Origin of the sequence: Tepidiforma flava, assembly GCF_027594505.1 — a bacterium.
Taxonomy (GTDB): Bacteria; Chloroflexota; Dehalococcoidia; order Tepidiformales; family Tepidiformaceae; genus Tepidiforma; species Tepidiforma flava.
Genome location: NZ_CP115149.1, coordinates 1,263,179 through 1,282,746, shown reverse-complemented (window position 1 = coordinate 1,282,746; position 19,568 = coordinate 1,263,179). Strand labels below are relative to the sequence as shown.

At 73.2% G+C, this 19,568-nt stretch carries 15 protein-coding genes and 1 riboswitch; of the genes, 7 read left to right on the top strand and 8 right to left on the bottom strand.

Features of this window, described 5'->3' with window-relative positions; genetic code table 11:
* The first annotated feature begins 14 nt into the window (after nt 1-14).
* Nucleotides 15-1,160: an esterase/lipase family protein gene (locus O0235_RS07370; protein ID WP_270057898.1), complete on the top strand. Its 1,146-nt coding sequence runs from the start codon at nt 15-17 to the stop codon at nt 1,158-1,160.
* Here the strand turns inward: O0235_RS07370 and O0235_RS07365 are convergent.
* From O0235_RS07365 to O0235_RS07355, 3 genes are read right to left on the bottom strand one after another with little or no spacing between them, the layout of a single operon-like run.
* Nucleotides 1,139-2,506, bottom strand: coding sequence for a hypothetical protein (locus O0235_RS07365; protein WP_270057897.1), 1,368 nt, complete (start codon nt 2,504-2,506; stop codon nt 1,139-1,141). The genes O0235_RS07370 and O0235_RS07365 overlap by 22 nt on opposite strands.
* Before the next feature lie 58 nt (nt 2,507-2,564).
* Entirely contained in the window at nt 2,565-3,365 is an 801-nt protein-coding gene (locus O0235_RS07360; protein ID WP_270057896.1) for a class I SAM-dependent methyltransferase, read from the bottom strand.
* Nucleotides 3,355-4,791 (bottom strand): CoA-binding protein, encoded by a 1,437-nt coding sequence (locus O0235_RS07355; protein WP_270057895.1) that lies wholly within the window; start codon nt 4,789-4,791, stop codon nt 3,355-3,357. The genes O0235_RS07360 and O0235_RS07355 overlap by 11 nt, the downstream gene beginning before the upstream one ends.
* Before the next feature lie 111 nt (nt 4,792-4,902).
* Here O0235_RS07355 and O0235_RS07350 point away from each other — a divergent pair, with 111 nt between their 5' ends.
* Together O0235_RS07350 and O0235_RS07345 are read left to right on the top strand one after the other, a co-directional pair.
* Nucleotides 4,903-5,736: an alpha/beta fold hydrolase gene (locus O0235_RS07350; protein WP_270057894.1), complete on the top strand. Its 834-nt coding sequence runs from the start codon at nt 4,903-4,905 to the stop codon at nt 5,734-5,736.
* 48 nt (nt 5,737-5,784) lie between these two features.
* A complete protein-coding gene (locus O0235_RS07345) occupies nt 5,785-7,542 on the top strand; it encodes a cation:proton antiporter (protein WP_308445676.1) in 1,758 nt (585 codons plus the stop codon).
* Here O0235_RS07345 and O0235_RS07340 read toward each other — a convergent pair.
* A complete protein-coding gene (locus tag O0235_RS07340) occupies nt 7,528-8,847 on the bottom strand; it encodes an MFS transporter (protein ID WP_270057893.1) in 1,320 nt (439 codons plus the stop codon). The genes O0235_RS07345 and O0235_RS07340 overlap by 15 nt on opposite strands.
* 84 nt (nt 8,848-8,931) lie before the next feature.
* A riboswitch (cyclic di-AMP (ydaO/yuaA leader) is annotated at nt 8,932-9,067 on the bottom strand.
* Nucleotides 9,068-9,131: 64 nt separating this feature from the next.
* The gene (ileS, locus tag O0235_RS07335; protein WP_270057892.1) at nt 9,132-12,380 is read right to left on the bottom strand and encodes an isoleucine--tRNA ligase; all 3,249 of its coding nucleotides are present in this window, start codon (nt 12,378-12,380) and stop codon (nt 9,132-9,134) included.
* Nucleotides 12,381-12,804: 424 nt separating this feature from the next.
* Here ileS and O0235_RS07330 point away from each other — a divergent pair, with 424 nt between their 5' ends.
* The 4 genes from O0235_RS07330 (at nt 12,805) to O0235_RS07315 (ending at nt 17,008) form a co-directional block, all read left to right on the top strand.
* Nucleotides 12,805-13,824, top strand: coding sequence for an exonuclease/endonuclease/phosphatase family protein (locus O0235_RS07330; protein WP_270057891.1), 1,020 nt, complete (start codon nt 12,805-12,807; stop codon nt 13,822-13,824).
* 59 nt (nt 13,825-13,883) lie between these two features.
* Nucleotides 13,884-15,218, top strand: a complete 1,335-nt coding sequence (locus tag O0235_RS07325; protein WP_270057890.1) for a tetratricopeptide repeat protein — start codon at nt 13,884-13,886, stop codon at nt 15,216-15,218.
* Between the two features lie 43 nt (nt 15,219-15,261).
* On the top strand, nt 15,262-15,756 hold the full coding sequence (locus O0235_RS07320; protein WP_270057889.1) for a hypothetical protein: 495 nt from the start codon (nt 15,262-15,264) through the stop codon (nt 15,754-15,756).
* Nucleotides 15,757-15,847: 91 nt separating this feature from the next.
* Nucleotides 15,848-17,008 (top strand): phosphotransferase, encoded by a 1,161-nt coding sequence (locus tag O0235_RS07315; protein ID WP_270057888.1) that lies wholly within the window; start codon nt 15,848-15,850, stop codon nt 17,006-17,008.
* Here the strand turns inward: O0235_RS07315 and O0235_RS07310 are convergent.
* Genes O0235_RS07310 through cofD form a run of 3 tightly spaced genes read right to left on the bottom strand, consistent with a single transcriptional unit; the run spans nt 17,005 to nt 19,558 of the window.
* Nucleotides 17,005-17,973 carry an ABC transporter substrate-binding protein gene (locus O0235_RS07310; RefSeq protein ID WP_270057887.1) on the bottom strand — a complete coding sequence of 323 codons (969 nt, stop codon included), beginning with the start codon at nt 17,971-17,973 and terminating at the stop codon, nt 17,005-17,007. The genes O0235_RS07315 and O0235_RS07310 overlap by 4 nt on opposite strands.
* Nucleotides 17,970-18,629 carry a 2-phospho-L-lactate guanylyltransferase gene (gene cofC / locus O0235_RS07305; RefSeq protein WP_270057886.1) on the bottom strand — a complete coding sequence of 220 codons (660 nt, stop codon included), beginning with the start codon at nt 18,627-18,629 and terminating at the stop codon, nt 17,970-17,972. The genes O0235_RS07310 and cofC overlap by 4 nt, the downstream gene beginning before the upstream one ends.
* On the bottom strand, nt 18,626-19,558 hold the full coding sequence (cofD, locus tag O0235_RS07300; protein WP_270057885.1) for a 2-phospho-L-lactate transferase: 933 nt from the start codon (nt 19,556-19,558) through the stop codon (nt 18,626-18,628). Before cofD ends, cofC begins: the two co-directional genes overlap by 4 nt.
* Between the last annotated feature and the right edge of the window lie 10 nt (nt 19,559-19,568).

The window sequence follows — 19,568 nt, the reverse complement described above, 5'->3', positions numbered from 1 at the left end:
TGGAGGTGACGACCATGACGCGATGGGTCGCGCCCCTGACCGGGGCGCTCGTGATCGCTGCGTTGCTGGCTGCGGGGATGCCGGCACGGGCGCAGGCGCCGGGCCCGGCGCTGCCGGAGCCGGCGGCGACGCTGCAGGCCGCGCTCCACTGCCCGCCGAACCTCGGCCGCAGCCCGCTCGGGCCGGTGCTCCTCGTGCCCGGGACGGGGCTCAGCGGCCCTGAAAATTGGGACTGGAGCTACCGGCCGGCGCTCGAGGCCGAGGGCTTCGCCGTCTGCACGGTCGATATGGCGGAGTACGGCATGGGCGACATCCAGGTTTCGGCGGGGCGCATCGTCCATGCCGTGCGCACGATGCACGCGGCGACCGGGCAAAAGGTAGCGCTCATCGGCTACAGCCAGGGCGGGCTCGATATCCGCTGGGCGCTGAAGTACTGGCCGGACATCCGGCCGATGGTGTCGGACGTCATCGGGCTCGCCCCGGCGCACCACGGCGCAGACAGCGCCGCCGCCATCTGCCAGGCCGCGGGGGCGTGCGCGGCGAGCATCTGGCAGATGGTGCCGGGCTCGCGGCTCATCCGCGCAGTCAACGCCGGCGGCGAAACCGTCGCGGGCATCGACTACACGAACATCTATTCGCGGGACGATGGCGTGGTCGTTCCGCCGGCGGACCGCTCATCCCTGAAGCCGGCGCCGGGGGCGAGCGCGGCGAACATCGAGGTGCAATCGCTCTGCCCGGCAAGCCGGCTGGCGCACATCGGCTTCCCGGCCGACGGCGCGGTGTATGCGCTCGTGCGCGACGCGCTCCTGCGGCCGGGCGCGGGCGACGCGGCGCGGGTCTCCAGCAGCGTCTGCGGGACGTTCGTGCCGGGCGTGACGGCAGCCACTGCGGAGGCGAAGGCCGCGGAGCTGACGAACCTCGCGACGGCGCGGATCTTCGCTGCGCCGCCGCTCACCGCCGAGCCGCCGCTGGCCGCCTACGCGGCGGGCGATGCGCCTGCTCCGACGCCGCGGCCGCCGGCCGCCGGGGAGGGCGCGCCGCCAGCCCGGGACGGGATGCCGGGGAGCGCGCTCGCCGTCCTCGCCGTGCTGGCAGGCGCGCTGCTCGCCGCGGGCGGGCTTGCCGGCAGGCGGCGGCGTCAGCGTCCTTCGAGCATGTAATCCGGCGGGAGTTCGCGCGTCGCCAGCCCCTCCCGGGCGGCGGCGAGCGCGACGGCCCGGGCCACCCGCCGGTGGACTGCCCGGTCGAGCGGCGCCGGCAGCAGCTGGCCGGGCGGCGCGCTGGCGACGATTGCCTCGGCCGCCGCGCGGAAGACGGCGGGCTCGAAGCGCCGGATGCCGCTGTCCAGCCCGCCCCGGCAGAGGCCGGGGAAGGCGAGCATGTTGTTCGTCGCACGCCCATCGGTGGCCAGCGCAGCGCCCGCAGCCATGGCGGCATCCCGCTCGATTTCCGGGACCGGGTTCGAAAGCGCGAGGATGACCTGCCCCGGCCGCACCATCTCGGGCGCGATGAGGCCGGGCCGCCCCGTCGTCGCCACGACGAGGTCGCAGGTCGCCATGATGGCGGCGAGGTCGGACGGCTCGCCGCCCGCGCTGCGGAACCGTTCGAGGGCGCCGGCATCGAGGTCGGCGCCGAACACCGGCCGGCCGAGGTAGTCCATCAGGGCCCGGGCGATGGCGCTGCCAGCCGCGCCGAGGCCGATGCAGCCGACCCGGCAGCGGGCGAGGTCCAGCCCGCCCAGCCCCGCTGCGCCGATGACGGCGGCGAGCACGACGGCGGCCGTCCCGTGCTGGTCATCGTGGAAGACCGGGACACCCGCCGCGCGCAGACCGGCTTCGACCTCGAAGCAGCGCGGCGCGGCGATGTCCTCCAGCAGCACGAGCCCGAAGCCGTGCGAGAGCGTGGCGACGGCGCGGACCAGCTCGCCCGGCTGCACCGCCGGCGCCGCGAGCGGCACGCAGTTCACCTCGACGAGGTCAGCGAGGATCGCGGCCTTGCCTTCGAGCACCGGCAGGGCCGCGAGCGGGCCGAGGTTGCCGAGCCCGAGGATGGCCGTCCCGTCGGAGACGATGGCGACGGTGCTCGCCCGCATCGTGTAGTGGTCGGCCAGCCCGGGCTCCTCCGCGATGCGGCGCGCCACTTCGCCCACGCCGGGGGTGTAGACGCGGCGGAGGTCGGCTTCGCTGGCGATCGGCTGCCGGGAGCGGATGACGAGCTTCCCGCCGACGTGGAGGTCGAGGACGTCGTCGCGGATTTCGAGGACGTGGGCTTCGCCGGTGGCGTCGATCGCGCGGGCGGCAGCAGCGATCTCGGCGGCCTCGGCAAAGCCGACTTCGATATCGCGCACCCGGCTGAGGGGGCCCATGAAGACGGTCCGCAGGTCGCCGACGGAGGCGCCGTGCTCGGCGAGGATGGCGAGCACGCGGGCGAGCACCCCGACATGGTTGCTCGTGCGGATGCGGAAGGTGCGGAGGACCATCGGGCGGGGTTCGACGGAATCCGGCATCGGCACCACGGCAAACGGGGATTCCCCAAGTGTCCGCCGGGCAGGACTTCTGCGCGAGCTAGGCCGGTTTCCGGAGGACGGCGAGGAGGAGGTTGAGCCGCCCATCGATGAGGGCGGCCTCCGCGTTGCGCACCCGCTCGGGGAAATCGGCCCCGGCGGTGAGCGCGAGCGAGAGCGGCCGGCCCGGCGGGAACACCGCCGGCGGCGGCGGGGGCACGACCTCCCACCGCTCGGCCCGGAAGCCGGCCGCCTCGAGGCCCTGCCGCGTCGATTCCTCGCCGAGCAGATGGCTGATGGCCGCCTCGCGCGCCCACGGCAGCGGGAAGGCGAGCGGCGCCGGGTTCGGCCCCCGGATGATGTCGAAGCAGGCGAACCGGCCGCCCGGCCGGAGCACGCGGAACGCCTCCGCCCAAAACCGGGCGCGGTCGGCGATGTTCATCACCACGTGCTGGGTGATGACGGCGTCGAAGCTCGCATCTTCGAACGGGAGCGCGAGGCAGGTGCCTTCGATGAACTCGCACCGGTCCGCGAGGCCGCAGGCCTCGGCGAGGATGCGCGCCGAGCGGATGAACTCCGGCGAAAGGTCGATGCCAGTGACGCGGCAGCCGACCTCTGCAGCGATCATCCGCGCCGGGCCGCCGAGCCCGCAGCCGAGGTCGAGCACCCGCTCGCCGGGCTGGAGGCCGGCCGCCGCCGCGAGGTCACGCGTGGCGCGGTGGCCGTACGAATGGAACTGGTCGGCCGGGGCGAGCGTCTCGGGCGACGGTTCGAGCCCGGCGTTCCGGAGCGCCGCAAGCATCCGCTCGGCGAGCTGCTCCCCGTGGTAGTGGGAGCGGACCTGCTCATCGTCACCGGGCATCGCGCTGCTCCTTCCATGCTGCGAGGCGGCCGAGGGCGAAGGCAGCGCGCTCCACGCTGGGGAAGACGGCGATGCCCTTCGCAACGAAGTCGTCGCGCACCTCATCGACGAGGGCGCGGTGCTCCCGGTTGCGGGTCTCCGTCGGGCCGAGGACGACGGCGACCGGCTTCGCGCTGCCGGCGGCGATGGCGGCGAGCCGGCCGCAGGCGTGCTTGAGCCGCTCGGCGGCGTCGGGCCGGCCGAAGAACCAGTCCTCGCCGACGTTGGCGATGGCGAGGTCGTAGTGGTCGCCTTCGAGCATGAGCTCGAGCAGGCCGTTCGAGGAGAGGCCGGAGCCGGCGAGGATCGACTGGTCGACCGGGTTGCCGACCCAGTCGGCGAGCATCGGGGCGCGCTCGCGGACCCGTTCGCGGACCGCACCCGGCAGCGGCACGACGTCGAAGCCGTTCTCCTCGGCGGCATCGGCCGACTGGACGGAGCGGCCCCCGCCGCCGCCGACGATGGCGATGCGGCGGCCGGCCGGCGCGCCGAGCAGGGCAGCCCCGACCATGAGGTCGAGCAGCTGCTCCTGGTTGCGGGCTTCGATGGCGCCGGCCTGCCGGAGGACGGTGCTCCAGAGCTCGGCCTGGCCGGCGAGGGCGGCGGTGTGGGAGGCGGCGGAGCGGGCGCCGGCGCGCGTCCGGCCCGCCTTGTGGATGATCACCGGTTTGCGGGCGGCGGCGGCGCGGAGCCCTTCGAAGAAGCCGCGGCCGTCCGGCACACCCTCCACGTAGGCGCCGACGACGGCCGTCTCCGGGTCGTCGGCGAGGTAGCGGAGCAGTTCGCCGGGCGTGATATCGAGGCCGTTGCCGTAGTTCACGACTTTGCCGAACGCGAGGCCCCGCGCGTTGCCGCGGGTGATCACTTCGACGGCGTTGTTGCCGGACTGGCTGAGGAAGGCGACGCCGCCCCGGTCCGCCGGCAGGTCGGGCCGAAAGGAGAGGCCGCCCGCCGGGTGGTAGAGCCCCATGCCGTTGGGGCCGAGGATGCGGACGCCGAGCTCTGCCGCGCGGCGGGCGATCTCCTGTTCGAGCCGCGCGGCTTCCGCATCGCCGGTTTCGCTGAAGCGGCCGGTGAAGAGGTGGAGGAAGCGCACGCCCTTCTCGCCGCACTGCTCCACGAGGTCGGGCACGGCGGGCGCAGGCACGCAGGAGATGACGAGGTCGACCTGCCCCGGCACCGCGCGGAGGGCGGGGTAGGCCTTCAGGCCGGCGACTTCGTCGGCCTTCGGGTTGATGGGGTAGATGGGGCCGGTGAAGCCCTGCCGCTTGATCGCTTCGAGGTAGTCATGGCCGGGGCTGTCGACGTTCGTCGAAGCGCCGGCGACGGCGACGGCGCGGGGGCGGAAGAGGAGGTCGAGGTCGGGCGTGCGGTCGAAGCGGCTCACGCGGGGATTGTACGGGAGGGGCGGCTTGCGGGGTTGCAGCGGGCTGCGGGCGGGGTAGAGTCCGCACCACCTGCTGCACACGACTTCGACGAACGGGGGTTCGAACCGCCCATGCCGCTGCCGCCGCCCATCGACCAGTACGCGCTCCTGCGGGGGCTTCGCTTCCACTACCGCGAATGGCCGAGCCCCGGAAAGCCGGCGCTCGTGCTGCTCCACGGCTTTACGGGCCATGCCCGCTCGTGGGACACCTTCGCGGCGGCGATGCAGCCGGGCTGGCACGTCTACGCGCTCGACCAGCGGGGCCACGGCGAAAGCGCGTGGAGCGATGATTCCTCCGCCGACGCCATGGTGGAGGACGTGCGCGCCTTCGTCCGCTGCCTCGGGCTCGAGCGGTTCGCGCTCCTCGGCCTCTCGATGGGCGGCCGGAACGCCTACCTCTACGCCGCCCGCTACCCGGGAGGGGTGGAGCGGCTCGTCATCGTCGATATCGGGCCGGAGATCCACGGCGCGGGGGCGGCCCGCATCCAGGCCGGCGTGCGCGCGCCGGATGTCTTCGCGACGCCGGAGGAGGCCATCGAGCGGGCGCTGCAGGCGAACCCGAACGCCGACCCCGCCGAGGCGCGCCACCGGACGCTCCACAACCTCCTCCGGCTGGAGGACGGGACGTGGACGTTCCGCTACGACCGGGCGTACCGGGACGGGAGCCGGCCGATCAGCCGGCCGGACCCGGAAGCTTCGTGGCGGGAGCTGGCGAACATCCAGGCGCCGACGCTGCTGGTGCGCGGCGAGCGGAGCGACGTGCTCGCGCCCGGGGTGGCCGAGCGGATGGCCGCGGTCATCCCGGATTGCCGGCTGGTGACGGTGCCCGGGGCCGGGCATTCGATTCCGCTGGAGCGCCCGCTGGGCTTCATCGCCGCGGTCGCGCCGTTCCTCGCCGGGGCATAAGGCGAACGGCGTTTCTGGAAATCCGGAGCATCAGTTCGACCGGCGTGTATACTGGGAGGGCGCTTCCCTCGAGCGCGCCCCCGCTTCCCCTGCCCCCGCATCCATCCCCGAGGAGTTGCCGTCCTGGACGACAGCGGTCTCTACGTCACCCTCGCTGCCGCCCTTGCGGCTGCCGGCATCGGCGCGCTCGGCGCGAGCCTCCTGCGCCAGTCGGTCATCCTCGGCTACCTCGTGGCCGGGATGGCGATCGGGCCGCACACGCCCGGCTTCGTGGCCGATATCCCGACGGTCGAGGACCTCGCCGATATCGGCGTCGTGCTGCTGATGTTCGCCATCGGCCTGCAGCTCTCCTTCCGGGATGTGCGGCGGGTGGGCGGCATCGCGCTGCTGGGCGGCGGCGCGCAGGTCGTCATCACCCTCGGGGCGGTCACGGGCCTCGGCATGCTCGCGGGGCTGGGGTGGCTGCCGGCGCTCTTCCTCGGCGCGGTCGTCTCGAACTCCTCCAGCACGGTGCTCTCGAAGGTGCTCGCCGACCGGGGCGAAATCGAATCGCTCCATGCGCGGGTGGCGCTGGCGTGGTCCACCGTGCAGGACTTCAGCACCATCATCCTCGTCGTCATCCTGACGGTGCTGGCGGAGGACGGCAGCACGGCCTCGCTCGCGGGCGACCTCCTGCGGGCGGTCGGGCTGGCCGTGCTCTACCTTGCGATCGTCATCCCGGCCGGCTTCGTGCTGCTGCCGCGCTTCTTCGACCTCGTCGCCCGGCTGGGCAGCACGGAGGTGTTCACGCTCTCGGCGGTAGTCGTCGCGCTCGGCATCTCGCTGCTGGCGCAGCTGTTCGGCGTTTCGATCGCGCTCGGCGCGTTCGTCGGCGGCATCCTCGTCAACCGGTCCGACCTCTCGCACGAGGTGCTGGGGCAGCTGAACCCGCTGCGCGACATCTTCGCGGGGCTGTTCTTCGTCTCGGTCGGCATGCTCATCGACCCGCGCGTGCTGCTGGATGCGCCGGCGCTGCTGCTGCTCTCGGTGGCGGCGATCGTCGTGCTCAAGGGCTGGCTTTCGGTCGGCATCACGCTCGCCTTCCGCTACCCGGGGCGGACGGCGGTGCTGACCGGCGCGGTGCTGGCGCAGTCGGCGGAGTTCAGCTTCCTGCTGGCCCGGCTGGGCACCGATACGGGCGCGATTTCGAGCGAGCTCTTCGGGGTGATGCTGGCGGCCGCCGCTGCCTCGATGGTGCTCTCGCCGGCGGTGCTGGCAGCCGCCGACCCGCTCGGGCGGGCGCTCGACCGGCGGCTGCGCGGCCGGGCGCGGCCCCCCGGCGAGGCGCCGGACCCCGGCCTCGCCAACCACGCCATCCTCGCCGGGTACGGCCGCGTGGGCCGCGTCGTCCACCGCGCCATCCGCGACCAGGCGATCCCGGTCGTCGTCATCGAGCAGGACGCCGAGACGGTCGCCGCGCTCCGGCGCGACGGCGTCACGGTGTTCCAGGGCAGCGCATCGAACCCGGTGCTGCTCGAACGGGCCGGCATCCGCACCGCGCGGGCGCTCGTCGTCGCCATCCCGGACCCGCTGAGCGCGCGGCGGATCGTCACCTTCGCGCGGGGCGCGAACCCGGCCATCGACATCGTGGTGCGGACGCACAGCGAGAGCGAGCGGGCCTTCCTCGAAGAGCACGGCGCGGATGAGGCGGTGCTGGGCGAGCTGGAGCTGGCGCTGGAGATGAGCCGCCACACGCTGAAGGCGTTCCGCGTCGCGGAGCCGGCGGTGGCGGCGATCCTCGCCCGGATGCGATCACGCGCCGGCTGAGGGCGCGGGCTCCGGTTCGAGCGCCGGGCGCCGGGCGAAGCGCGAGCGGGCGCGGTCGAGCTCGGCGAGCAGGAGGAAGCCGGCGACGAGGAGGGCCATCGCCGCGAGGGTCACCCGCGCGCCGGCGTAGGTCGTCCCGATGCCGAGCGCGAGGAGCGGCAGCGAAATCGCCGTCTCGGTGATGGTGAGCTGCACGGCGAAGACGCGGCCGTGCTGGCCCGGCGGGGCCGTTTCGGTGAGCGCCACCCGCCCGGCGATGAGCAGGCCGGAGAGCGACGCGCCGAGGAGGAAGGCGACCGGGATGGCGACCGCGAAGGTGGTGTTCATCTGCGCTTCGAGCCGGGCCACGGGCGGAATGTGGCTGTACTGGGCCACCGCCGTGATGCCGTAATCGAGCGCGGCCAGCGCGGCCAGCGCCGCGACGAGCCCGAGCAGCGAAAGCCGCAGCACCTCGTGGGCGCGGGCAAGCGTCAGCTCGCGGCTGCACCACCAGAGCCCGGCGAGGATGCCGAGGATGCCCGGCACGAACAGGAAGGCGATCGCCTCCCAGCCGAGGCCGAGGTCGCGCTCGAGGTAAAACGGGAGCGCGACGACGATGCCCTTCGAGACGACCATCTTGAGGCCGAGGGCGATGACGGCGTAACGCGCGATGGATTCGCGGCCGAAGAACCGCATCGTCGCGCCGAAGGAGAGTGCGGCGCGGGCGCTGCCAGCGGCAAACGCCCGCGCCAGCGGAGCGACACGCACGGCCAGCACCACGGTCAGGAGGAAGAGGAGGGACAAACCGACTGCGGCGCCGATGACCATGGCCGTGGGACCGCCGAGGAAGTAGAGCGCGGGGGCGAGCACGAGCATCCCGGCGCCCTGCCCCGCGTACTGGAGCGCGGCGAACCACGAGTGCACCCGGCCGACGTGCGCGTCCTGCAAGGGGCGAACGAGGGCGAGCTCGGCCGGGGTGAAGACCTGCGACCCGGTGGAGTAGAGGAAGGCGAGCACCCACGCGCTGGTGCCGCCATCGAGCCACCAGATGCCTGCCGCCACCGGCAGCAGCCGGAGCAGCGCGCCGGCGGCGTAGCCCCGCCCCGGCCCGAGCCGGTCGGCGAGCGAGCCGCCCGGCAGCCCGAGCACGATCGACGGGATGAGCATCGCGATGAACAGGCTCGAGAGGTCGAGCGCGGGCTTCGAACTGGTGCCCGCGACGAGGAAGAGCGCGGCGAGCCAGATGTTCTGGGACGTTTGCGCGGTGAAGCGCGCGGCGTAGGTGAGCGTGCGTTCGAAGCGGAGCGATGGCGCGGCGGCGGACACCCGTGTTCCCCCGGAGACGGTCTCGTGGCAGCGCCGCCGGGCGGCGGGCCGCCGGGTTCCTCGAGAGACCGGGCCTTCAGGTGCCGCGTCTCTCCCAAGAGCCTGCGAGGTTAGCTGCCGGGTTCGGCATTGGGAGTTGCCTACGCGCTCGCGCGCGATTCACCCCGAGTGGTTGGGTCCCCCGCTCCCCGCGTGCGCGGGGATTCGGCTTCGCACACTATACGGCACGCGTGAGCGTTCCGTGTTCACACCGTTAACGTGCCGCGAACGACCGCGCCGCGCGCTCAGCTCACCCGCTGCACGCCGAAGACGGTGCGGCTGCCGTCCAGGTCTTCCTCGGCGCGGACAGCGCCGGCTGGCGGCTCGCCGGCGGTCAGTTCGATGGCGAGCGTCTCCCCGCTGATGTAGGCGCGGTGGCTGACGACCACCCGCTCGACCTCGGCGTCGCCGGCAACCCAGGCGCGGATCCGGTCGGCCAGCTCGAAACCGGCTTCGCGGCGGAGGTCCTGCAGCCGGCGGACGATTTCGCGGGCGAGCCCTTCATCGGCGAGCTCAGGCGTGATCGCCGTGGCGACGGCGACGGTGTAGCCGGCCTCCTGCGCGGCGGCGTACCCCTCCCGGTCCTGCGCCTGCAGCAGGATGTCGCCCGGCTCCAGCTCGATGCCGGCCACGGCCACCCCGCGCCCGCGGCGGACGGCGGCGGCGACCTCGGCCGGGTCGAGCGCGGCGAGCCCCTGCCGGATGGCGCCAACCGCCTGGCCGTGCTTCGGGCCGAGGACGGGGAGGTTCGGCTTCACGTCGTAGGCCACCACCTCCGTCTCGTCGTCGATGAGGCGGAGCGCCTTCGCATTCAGCTCTTCGAGCACGAGGTGCCGGTTCCGCTCGACGACGGCGGCCTCGGCCGCATCGCGCAGCTTCACGACGACTTCGGCGACGGGCTGGCGGACCTTGATGGCGGCCTTCGCGCGGGCGGCCCGGCCGAGCGAGCAGAGCCGCTTGATGAGCTGGGTCTCCGCGTTCAGGCGGTCGTCGATGCGGCTGGCGTCCGCCTCCGGCCAGGCGGCGAGGTGGACGCTCTCCGGCGCGGCCGGGTCGACGGAGCGGACGAGGTTCTGCCACAGCTCCTCGGCGACGAACGGGGTGAACGGCGCGAGCAGCTTCGCGAGCGTGACGAGCGCCGTGTAGAGCGTCTCGTAGGCGCTCTGCTTGTCGGCGTCGCCTTCGGTGGCGCCCCGCCAGAAGCGGCGGCGGGAGCGGCGGACGTACCAGTTGGAGAGGTCGTCGACGAAGGCTTCGATGGCGCGGGCGGCATCCGTCGGGTCGTACTCCTCGAGCTCGGCGGTGACCTTCGCGACGAGGGCGTTCAGCTCGCTGAGCAGCCAGCGGTCGATCTCGGCCGCCGGTTCGAGGCGGCCGCCGGCCGGCCGGAAGCCGTCGATGTTGGCGTAGCTGACGAAGAAGCTGTAGGTGTTCCAGAGGGTGAGGAGGAAACGCCGGAGCCCCTCCTCGACGAGGCCGGCGCTGAAGCGGCGGGGCATGCCGGCGGGGCTGGCGGCGTACATGTACCAGCGGGTCGCATCGGCGCCGTGCTTCTCGATCACCGTCCACGGGTCGACGGTGTTGCCCCGGCTCTTCGACATCTTGTTGCCTTTTTCGTCGTTGATGTGGCCCAGGCAGATGACGTTCTTGTAGGCGATGCCGTCCGGGATGGCGCCGGCGGCCTTCAGCAGGGTGGCCTCGGCGTGGAGGGTGTAGAACCAGCCGCGCGTCTGGTCGATCGCCTCGCAGATGAAATCGGCCGGGAAGTGGCGGCGGAATTCCGCCTCGTGTTCGAAGGGGAAGTGCCACTGGGCATACGGCATCGCGCCGCTGTCGAACCACGCGTCGGCGACTTCGGGGACGCGCCGGGCGGTGCCGCCGCAGGCCGCGCAGCGGATGGTGACAGCATCGACGTACGGCCGGTGGAGGTCGTCGAGCGCTTCGGCGGCGGCGCGGTCCTCGGCGCGCTCGATGAGCTCGGCCTTCGAGCCGATGCAGGCGGCTTCGCCGCAGGCCTCGCAGCGCCAGAAGGGGAGCGGCGTGCCCCAGTACCGTTCGCGGCTGACGGCCCAGTCGATGTTGTTCGCCAGCCAGTTGCCGAAGCGGCCGTGCTTGATGTGCTCGGGATACCAGTTGATCCGCTCGTTGCCGGCGAGCAGCTGGTCGCGGAGGGCCGTGGTGCGGAGGTACCAGCTCGGCTTGGCGTAGTAGAGGAGCGGCGTGCCGCAGCGCCAGCAGAAGGGGTAGGTGTGCCGGATGGTGCCCTTCTTCAGCAGCAGCCCGCGCTCTTCGAGGTTGCGCTCCACGTCGCGGTCGGCCTGCTTGGCGAACTTGCCGGCGCCGGGCAGCCCCTCGGCCATGATGCCGCGGAGATCGATCGGCTGGGCGAAGAGCAGCCGGTAGTGCTTGCCTTCCTCGAAGTCCTCGCCGCCGAAGGCCGGGGCGATGTGGACGATGCCGGAGCCGTCCTCGAGCGAGACGTAGTCGGCGGCGATGACGCGGCGAAGGCCGTCCGTCGCTTCGCCGGCGGCGAGCGGCCGCAACCGGCCGTCGTCGTCGAACCGCATCACCGGGTGGCCGAGCAGCTCGGGCCGGTAGAGCGGCTCGTAGGCGAGGCCGACGAGCTGCCCGCCGCGGAGGCGGGCGGCCGGCTGCGGTTCGCCGCCGAGCACCTTCGGCGCGAGCGCCTCCGCGAGGATGACGGCTTCGCCCTCCAGCTCGTAGACGCCGTAGTCGGCGTCAGCCTTCACGGCGAGGGCCACGTTGCCCGGCAGCGTCCACGGCGTCGTCGTCCAGGCGACGAGCGCGAGCGGCCCGGCGGTCCGGTAGCCGGCGGCGGCGAGCGCATCGCCGGGGATGCGGAACTTCACGAAGACGGAGGGGTCGGGCACGTCGTCCTGGTAGCCGAGGGCGACTTCGTGGTCAGAGAGGCTGGTGCCGCAGCGGGGGCAGTGGGGCGTGGAGCGGTAGTCCTGGTACACCAGCCCGGCATCCCAGAGCTGCTTGAAGATCCACCAGCAGGTTTCGATGTAGCCGTTGTCGTAGGTGACGTAGGGGTGGTCGTAATCGGCCCAGAAGGCGATCCGCTCGGAGAGGCGGGTCCACTCCTCGACGTAGCGGGAGACGGACTCCTTGCATTTTTCGTTGAAGGCGGCGATGCCGTAGGCCTCGATCTCGGGCTTCGATTTGAGGCCGAGCTCCTTTTCGATTTCGAGCTCGACGGGCAGGCCGTGGGTATCCCAGCCGCCTTTGCGGGGCACGCGGTAGCCTCGCATCGTGCGGTAGCGGGGGACGAGGTCTTTGAAGACGCGGGAGAGGACGTGGTGGATGCCGGGGCGGGCGTTGGCCGTGGGCGGGCCTTCGTAGAAGACGAAGAGGTTGTCTGCGGGGCGCTGCTCGATGCTCTTTTCGAAGATGCGCTGTTCCTTCCAGAACTGGAGGATGCGCGCTTCGAGGGCGGGGAAGCTGACCTTCGGGTCGACGGGTCGGAACACGGTGGCCTCCGGTGCGGAAAGCAGCATTGACGCCGGCGGGCGCGATGGGCGAAGGCCGCGGAGGGCGGCAGTATCGTACCCTTCGGCGAGAGATGGTTGCGCGCACGGAGGCCCGGACACGACGACGCGCGCCTGCCCCCGCTCCAGGGACGGGCGCGCGCGCCCGCGGTACCACCCTGGTTCCCGCCTCGCGGCGGGCCCTCGTGGGGCGCTGCGGCGCCCCTGCCCCTGCTCACGGTGGGCCTCCGCCCGGGTCTACTGGGCGCGCTGGGCGCCGTTCGGCCGGGGGCTCGGGAGGGATTTTCGCGCTGCCGTGCCGTGCCCCCTTCCACCGCGCGGGGCTCGCTGGACGGCCGATGCGGCGCTACTCGTCTCCGTCATCGCCGATACGGTCCACTACACCAGCGGCCGCGGGGAAATGTCAATGCTGAGCCGGCGACGCTTCCTCATCGGCCTCGGCGCGCTCTCCGCGGGGAGCCTCGCGGCCGCCTGCTCCTCGAAGCCGCCGAGCGACAGCTTCGCCCGGCCCGTCGAAACGCCGGAGCCGACGCCGACGAAGCCCGTGCCCACCCCCGAGCCGACGCCGGAGCCGACGGAGTTCCGCGTCGCCTACCTCAACCTGATGAGCCCGATCGCCACCGACGCCAACGACACGACGGCGGGCGACACCTTCGAAGACCGGCTGAAGCTGGTTGCCGAGGAGCTGCGCAGCTACCGGCCGGACCTCGCCGGCTTCAGCGAGGCGACGTGGACGGCCAGCCACGGCTCGGCCGTGGCGAAGCTCGCCGCCGAGCTGAAGATGGAGCCGCTCTTCGTGCAGGCGAACCCGTGGTTCACCACCCGCACCGAGGCGCAGAACCGCGAGCTGGCGAAGCAGATCGGCTTCGAGGAGGGCGAACTCATCCTCGTCCGGAGCGACCGCTGGGTGGTGCAGGGGGCGACGCCGGCGTGGCTCAACCCCCGCACGAGCGAAACGGAGGGCCGGGCCGCGCTCCACGTCCGCATCAAGGGCCCGCCGGCGATTCCGACAATCGACGCCTTCATCACCCACCTCACGGGCGGCAGCGAGCGGCTCCGCGGGCAGCAGGCCGAATCGTTCGCGGCATTCGTGCAGGCGCAGCGCGGCGGCGGCCCGGCGATCATCCTCGCCGACCTCTCCGACCCGCCCGGCTCGCCCGCCTACGAGGCGATCCGCGCGCTCGGCTTCGAGGACCCGCTGGCGGTGACGAACCCGGCCACCTGCTGCCGGCCCTCCGTCATCGGCGAGCAGCCGCCGCCCGCTCAGCGGACCTCGTTCATCTTCTCCGCCGGCTGGAGCGCCTCCGTCGCGGGGCCGCTCGCCGACCGGCCGGCGCAGCTCGCCGACGGGCGGCTGCTCTACGCCAGCGACCACAACGGGCTCTGGGCGCTCTTCCCCGTGCCGAAAGGGAGCGGCGGCAGCTGACCCGCGCGGCCGGCGCGCCGCTGGCCTAGAATGCGCGCACGCCGCCCCGGGGGGATGCCATGCCGTTCACCGACCGGTACGGGCTGCCGCTCTCGACCACCTCGGCGAAGGCTGCCGAGGCCTACTGCCGCGGGCTCGACCACGCCCTCGCCGCCGAGGCGGAGGCGGAGGACTGCTTCCGCGCGGCGCGGCAGGAGGACCCCGGCTTCGCCCTCGCCCACATCGCCGAGGCCCGGCTGCTGCAGTTCCGCGCGCGGCCGCTGGAGGCGCGGGAGGCCGCCGAGCGCGCCCGGCAGGTGGTCGGCGGCGCCACCCGGCGCGAACGCCAGCACGTGGAGTGCATCGCCGCCGCCGTCGCCGGCGACAGCCGCGCCGCCCTCGAAAAGCTCCGCGCCCACATCGCCGAGTTCCCGCGCGACGCCTTCGTGCTTTCGCAGGCGACCGGCGTCTACGGCCTCATCGGCTTCAGCGGCCGGCTGGAGCGGAACGACGAGCAGCTTGCCCTGCTCGAACCGCTCGCGCCGGCCTACGGCGACGACTGGTGGTTCCTCTCCCAGCTCGCCTTCGCCTACAACGAACTGTTCCGCCACGAGGACGCGCGGCAGGCGGTGGAGCGCTCGCTCGCCGGGAACCCCCGCAACGGCCACGCCTCGCACACCGTCGCCCACATCGCCTACGAAACCGGCGACGCCGAGGGCGGCGCAGCCTTCCTGCGGGAGTGGCTCATCGGCTACGACCCGGCCCACCAGCTGTACGTCCACAACCACTGGCACCTCGCCCTCTTCGAACTGGCGGCGGGCAACGTCGACCGCGTGCTGGAGCTGTACGACCGCGTCATCCGGCCGACGGTGGCGACGTCGCCGCCGCTGGGGACGATCGCCGATGCCGCCTCGCTGCTCTGGCGCTGCACGCTGACGGAGCGGCCGGCCGATGGGCTGCCGTGGGGCGAAGTTGCGGAGTACGCGGCGGCGAACTTCCCCCGCGCCGGGGTCACGTGGGCCGATGCGCACTGCCTCATCGCGTGGTGCGCCGCGAACGACACCGCCCGGCTGGCCACGCTCGTCGGCCAGCTCCGCGACCGGGCCGCCGGCGGCAAGCTGAACGCCGGCCCGATGCTCGTGACGCTCGGCGAGGCGTACCTCGCCTTCGCCCACGGCGACTGGAGCCGGGCGGCGAACCTCTTCCAGCTCGCGCGGCCGGAGTTCATCCGGCTCGGCGGCAGCCACGCCCAGCGCGACGTCTTCGAGGAGACGCTCATCGAGGCGTGCGCGCGGGCGGGCCGGCTGGAGCAGGCGCGGGCCATCCTCGAAGAGCGGCTGGACCGCCGCCCGAACGGCCGCGACCGGCGCTGGCTCGCGGCGATCACCGCCCGGCAGGCCGCGCTCAGCGCCTGAACGCTTGCCGGAAGCCGGCGTTCCCGGCCACAATCGGCCCACGATGGCCGATTTCTCCCTCCCTGCTCCGTTCGAACCGCAGAAGTCCGAGTTCATCCACGACCGCGCGACGCGGCCGAAAGGCCCGGCCGTCACGTGGAAGGACCTCGCCGCCCGCTTCTGGGGCTACGGCTTCGGCGCCGTCTTCGCCCTGCTCTTCACCGTAGCGATGTTCGAACTGCGCGATTCGTGGGACAACCACCGCGAGTGGCTCGTCTCGTTCATCCCGTTCTTCGCTATCGCCGGGCTGGCTTTCGGCTACCTCGCCCAGCAGGGCAAGTGGGAAGCGCTCGCCCCGGCCGGCGCCTTCCTCGCGCTCACGGCGATCTTCACCGTCTCCGTCTTCCTCGGCGATATCGACCAGGTGAGCCGGCGGACGCGCGACACCGTCGCCATCCTCGGCGGCATCAGCCTCGGCGTCACGATCGTCGCGGCGATGGTCACGCTCTTCGCGGTCGAATGGCGGAACCCGCCGAAAGCGCCGCCGCCGCTGATGTAGCGGCGGGTTAACGGCGCAAGCGCGCCCATCGCTCTGAAGCCCCCCGGGTGCTAGATTCCTCGAATCTGTTCGCCCGGGGGGTTTTTGCTGAATGACCAGCCTTTCCATTCCCGCCACGATGGACGACGTCACGCCGGAGTGGCTCACCGCCGCGCTGCGGGAGCGGGGCCACCTCCGCGAGGCGCGCGTCGTCGAATCGCCGCGCGAGCGCATCGGCGCCGGCGTGGGCATCCTCGGCGAGCTCGCCCGCGTCACCCTCGTCTACGACCGGGACGAGCCCGGCGCGCCGAAAACGCTCATCGCCAAGATCCCGACGGCAGACCCCGGCGGTCGCGGCGTCGCCCACATGCTCGGCTTCTACGAAAAAGAGCGGCGCATCTACGACGAGCTCGCTGACCGCATCGGCGTGCGCAGCGCCCGCGCCTACTACGCCGCCGGCGACCCGGAAACCGTCCAGTACGTCATCCTCATGGAGGACCTCGGCGGGCTCCGCCTCGGCGACCAGGTGGCTGGCGCGAGCGCTGAGGAGTGCTACACCCTCGCCCGGGAGGTCGGCCGGCTGCACGCCCGCTGGTGGAATTCGCCGGAGCTCGACGCGCTCGACTGGATCCCGCGCGGGAACGACCCGGTGAACCTGATGGCGGCCGTGGCCTTCGCCCAGGCGGTCGAGCCGTTCCTCCAGAACTTCGGCGGCGAACTGACCGACTTCGAGCGCGAGATGGTGCTGCGCTACATGCACCGGATGAACCCGATGCAGGACCGCTTCTCCGGTGCGCCCGAGACGCTCTGCCACGGCGACCTTCGGCTCGACAACGTCTTCTGGGGCAGCCCGGAGGGTGATGCGCCGCTGACGCTCGTCGACTGGCAGATCGCCGTCAAGGCGCGCGGGCCATACGACATCGGCTACTTCATGAGCCAATCCGTCGACCCGGCCGTGCGGAAGGCGCACGAGCGCGACGTCGTGCGCGCCTACCACGAGACGCTGCTGGAGCACGGCGTCCGCGACTACCCGTGGGAGCAGTGCTGGGAGGACTACCGGATGACGGTGATGTGGTGCCTCACCTACCCGGTGGTGTCCGCCGGCTCGATCGACCTCGCGAACGACCGCGGGGTCGAGCTGGCGAAGGCGATGCTCCGGCGCTCGCTCTCGGCGATTCACGACCTGCAGGCGTATGAGGTGCTGGACACGCTGGAGGAGCGGCCGCACCCGCTCATCCTCGAAGCCATGGCGGCCGCGCAGGCGCAGGGCTAGCGCGCCGGCCAGAGGAGGCCGAGCAGCGTTTCCATCGCCTCGGCGACGCGCGGCCCCGGCGCCCGCAGGAAGAGCACCCGGTCGATGGCGTAGACCCGGCCGCTGCGCACGGCCGGGGTCGCGGCCCACGCCGGGTCGGTGCGGATGAGCGTATCGAGGCCGCCGTCGCCCGCCGGCAGGACGAGGACGACATCGGGGGCAAGCTGCGCGGCGGCGCCGGGGTCGATGACGCCGAAGCCGGGCAGCGGGCCGCCCTCGGGCGGGTTCGCGAGGGCGTTCTCCGCGCCGAGCATGCTGAGCAGGTTGCCGATGTAGGTCGCCGGGCCGGCCGCGAAGACGTCGCGCCCCGCGCCGGTGAGGACGAGCACGCGGAGGCTGCTCTGCGCCGCCCGGCGCTCGCGGGCAGCCAGCGCGGCGGCCACCACCCGCCCTTCGAGGTCGGCGCGGAGGGCTGCCGCTTCCTCCTCTCTGCCGACGGCCTCGCCGAGCCGCTCGACGGCGTCGAGGATGGCGAGGTAGTCGGCCGCCTTCACGAGGTAGACCGGCACGGTGAAGCGGTCGAAATCCGCGATGCGCGCGCCCTGCACCGCCGCGTCGCCGATGACGAGGTCCGGCGCGAGCGCGGCGATGGCCGGGAAATCGGGGTTGAGCGTGGAGCCGACCGGCCGGGCGCCCTCGGCCGCCGGGATGTCCGAGGGCTGGCCGACGACTTCGAGCCCGAGCGCGCGGGCGTAATCGGCCGCCGCCGGCGCGGTGACGGCGACCCGCTCGATGCGCTCGGGGAGGCGGACCTCCCGGCCGGCCATGTCGATGACGGTGCGGCTGCCGGCTGGCCGGGCGCCTTCGAGCGTGGGCGTCGGGGTCGGCCGCGGCGGCGCCGTCTGCCGTTCGGAGCCGCAGGCAGCGGCGGCGAAGAGGATGAGCGCCGCGGCCGCCGCTCCGCCGAGGGCGCGCGCGAGCCTCACGCGCGGGCCTCCGCGAGCCGCCGGTCGGCGCCGATGGCGAGGAGGTAGTGGCCGGCGGCCGTCTGCTGGCCGCGGGCCGTGCGGAGCAGCTCGGCGACGTCGCCGGGCGTATCGAGGTCGAGCTTCAGCTCCCGGTTCTCGCTTTCGATGACCTGCATCCCGGCCGCGCGGGCGGCGGCGGCGTGGCGTTCGAAGCTGCCCGGCCCGTAGGCGAGCGGGAAGCGGCCCGGCGGGTGGAGCAGCATCGCGTTCGTGCCGCCGTCGCGGCTGCGGACGAGGACGGCGCTCCCCGGGCCGGGGTCTTCGGCGTCGAGCGTCTCGATGGTCCAGCCGCGGACGAGCGGGAGGTCGGCATGGAGGATGAGGAGGCGGTCGGCGATGGTGCCGTCGGCCCGGAGGCGGGCGATCGCCGCTTCGAGCTGGGCGTTCAGGCCCTCGGCGGCCGGGTCTTCCTCGAGCACGCGGCAGCGGCCGGCCATCCGCTCGCGCACGCGCGGGTCGGCCGTGAGGATGAGCGCCGCGGCGCCGGCGGCATGGGCGACGGTCTCCAGCGTGATGAGCGACAGCTCCTCGCGCTCGGCTTCGGTGAGGAGCGGCGCGAGGCGGCCTTTCGCGCGGTCGAGCCGGTTGACGGGGATGAGGACGGGCAGGCTCACCGGGCACCCTCCAGCGCGGCGAGCACCGCCGCCGCCAGCTCGCGCTTCCGCTCCGGCGTCGTCATCAGCGTCTCGGTGACGAGCGCGCGCATGCCGAGCGCCTCCACCGCCGGGGCCAGCGCGGCATCCGCCGTGTCCAGCACGAAGAGGTCGATGAGCCCGGCGTAGAGGCGGGCGACACCGAGGGCGGAGACCTCGTGGCCGAGGGCGGCGAGCATCTTCGCGGCCGGCCCTTTCACCACCTGCCCGGCGATGATCGGGCTGATCGCGGCGCGGGCCGCGCGCGTCCCGGCCAAGGCTTCGCGGATGCCGGGCACGGCGAGGATGGGGCCGATGCTGACGAACGGGTTGCTCGGCGCGAGGATGACGGCCCGGGCTTCGCGGATCGCCTCGAGGACGCCGGGGGCCGGCCGGGCCGCTTCCGCGCCGGCGAACCGGAAGCCCTGCACCTCCGGCTCGGTCCGGAGGCGGACCATGTACTCCTGAAAGGGGAGCTCGCCGCCCGGGCCGAGGACGACAGTGCGGACGGGCTCGTCGCTCATCGGCAGGATGCGGCACTCGAGGCCCCACGCGCGGGCGAGGTCGGCCGCGATGCGGTGCATCGGCCAGCCTTCGCGGAGGAGGCGGGTGCGGTGGAGCGCCGTCGCGAGGTCGCGGTCGCCGAGGTTGAACCAGCGTTCGTAGCCGAACCGCTGGAGCGCCTCGACGACGGCGAAGGTGTCGCCTGCGAGGCCCCAGCCGGTCTCCGGGTTCACGGCCCCGGCAAGCGCATAGATGACGATGTCGGTATCGGGCGAGACGTGGAGGCCGGCGAACTCGAGGTCGTCGCCGGTGTTGGAGATGACGGTGATGTCGCGCTGGGGGACGGCCATCGCCAGCCCCTGCAGGAAGCGGGAAGCGCCGACGCCGCCGGCGAGCACGGTGTACATCGCGCCCATG

Bases quoted from the DNA above. Each gene is read 5' to 3' on its own strand.
- O0235_RS07330 (WP_270057891.1), top strand. From the start codon at position 12,805: ATGCTGAGCCGGCGACGCTTCCTCATCGGCCTCGGCGCGCTCTCCGCG.
- O0235_RS07315 (WP_270057888.1), top strand. From the start codon at position 15,848: ATGACCAGCCTTTCCATTCCCGCCACGATGGACGACGTCACGCCGGAG.
- cofD (WP_270057885.1), bottom strand. From the start codon at position 19,558: ATGTACACCGTGCTCGCCGGCGGCGTCGGCGCTTCCCGCTTCCTGCAG.
- O0235_RS07320 (WP_270057889.1), top strand. From the start codon at position 15,262: ATGGCCGATTTCTCCCTCCCTGCTCCGTTCGAACCGCAGAAGTCCGAG.
- O0235_RS07360 (WP_270057896.1), bottom strand. From the start codon at position 3,365: ATGCCCGGTGACGATGAGCAGGTCCGCTCCCACTACCACGGGGAGCAG.
- O0235_RS07325 (WP_270057890.1), top strand. From the start codon at position 13,884: ATGCCGTTCACCGACCGGTACGGGCTGCCGCTCTCGACCACCTCGGCG.
- O0235_RS07370 (WP_270057898.1), top strand. From the start codon at position 15: ATGACGCGATGGGTCGCGCCCCTGACCGGGGCGCTCGTGATCGCTGCG.
- O0235_RS07350 (WP_270057894.1), top strand. From the start codon at position 4,903: ATGCCGCTGCCGCCGCCCATCGACCAGTACGCGCTCCTGCGGGGGCTT.
- O0235_RS07365 (WP_270057897.1), bottom strand. From the start codon at position 2,506: ATGCCGGATTCCGTCGAACCCCGCCCGATGGTCCTCCGCACCTTCCGC.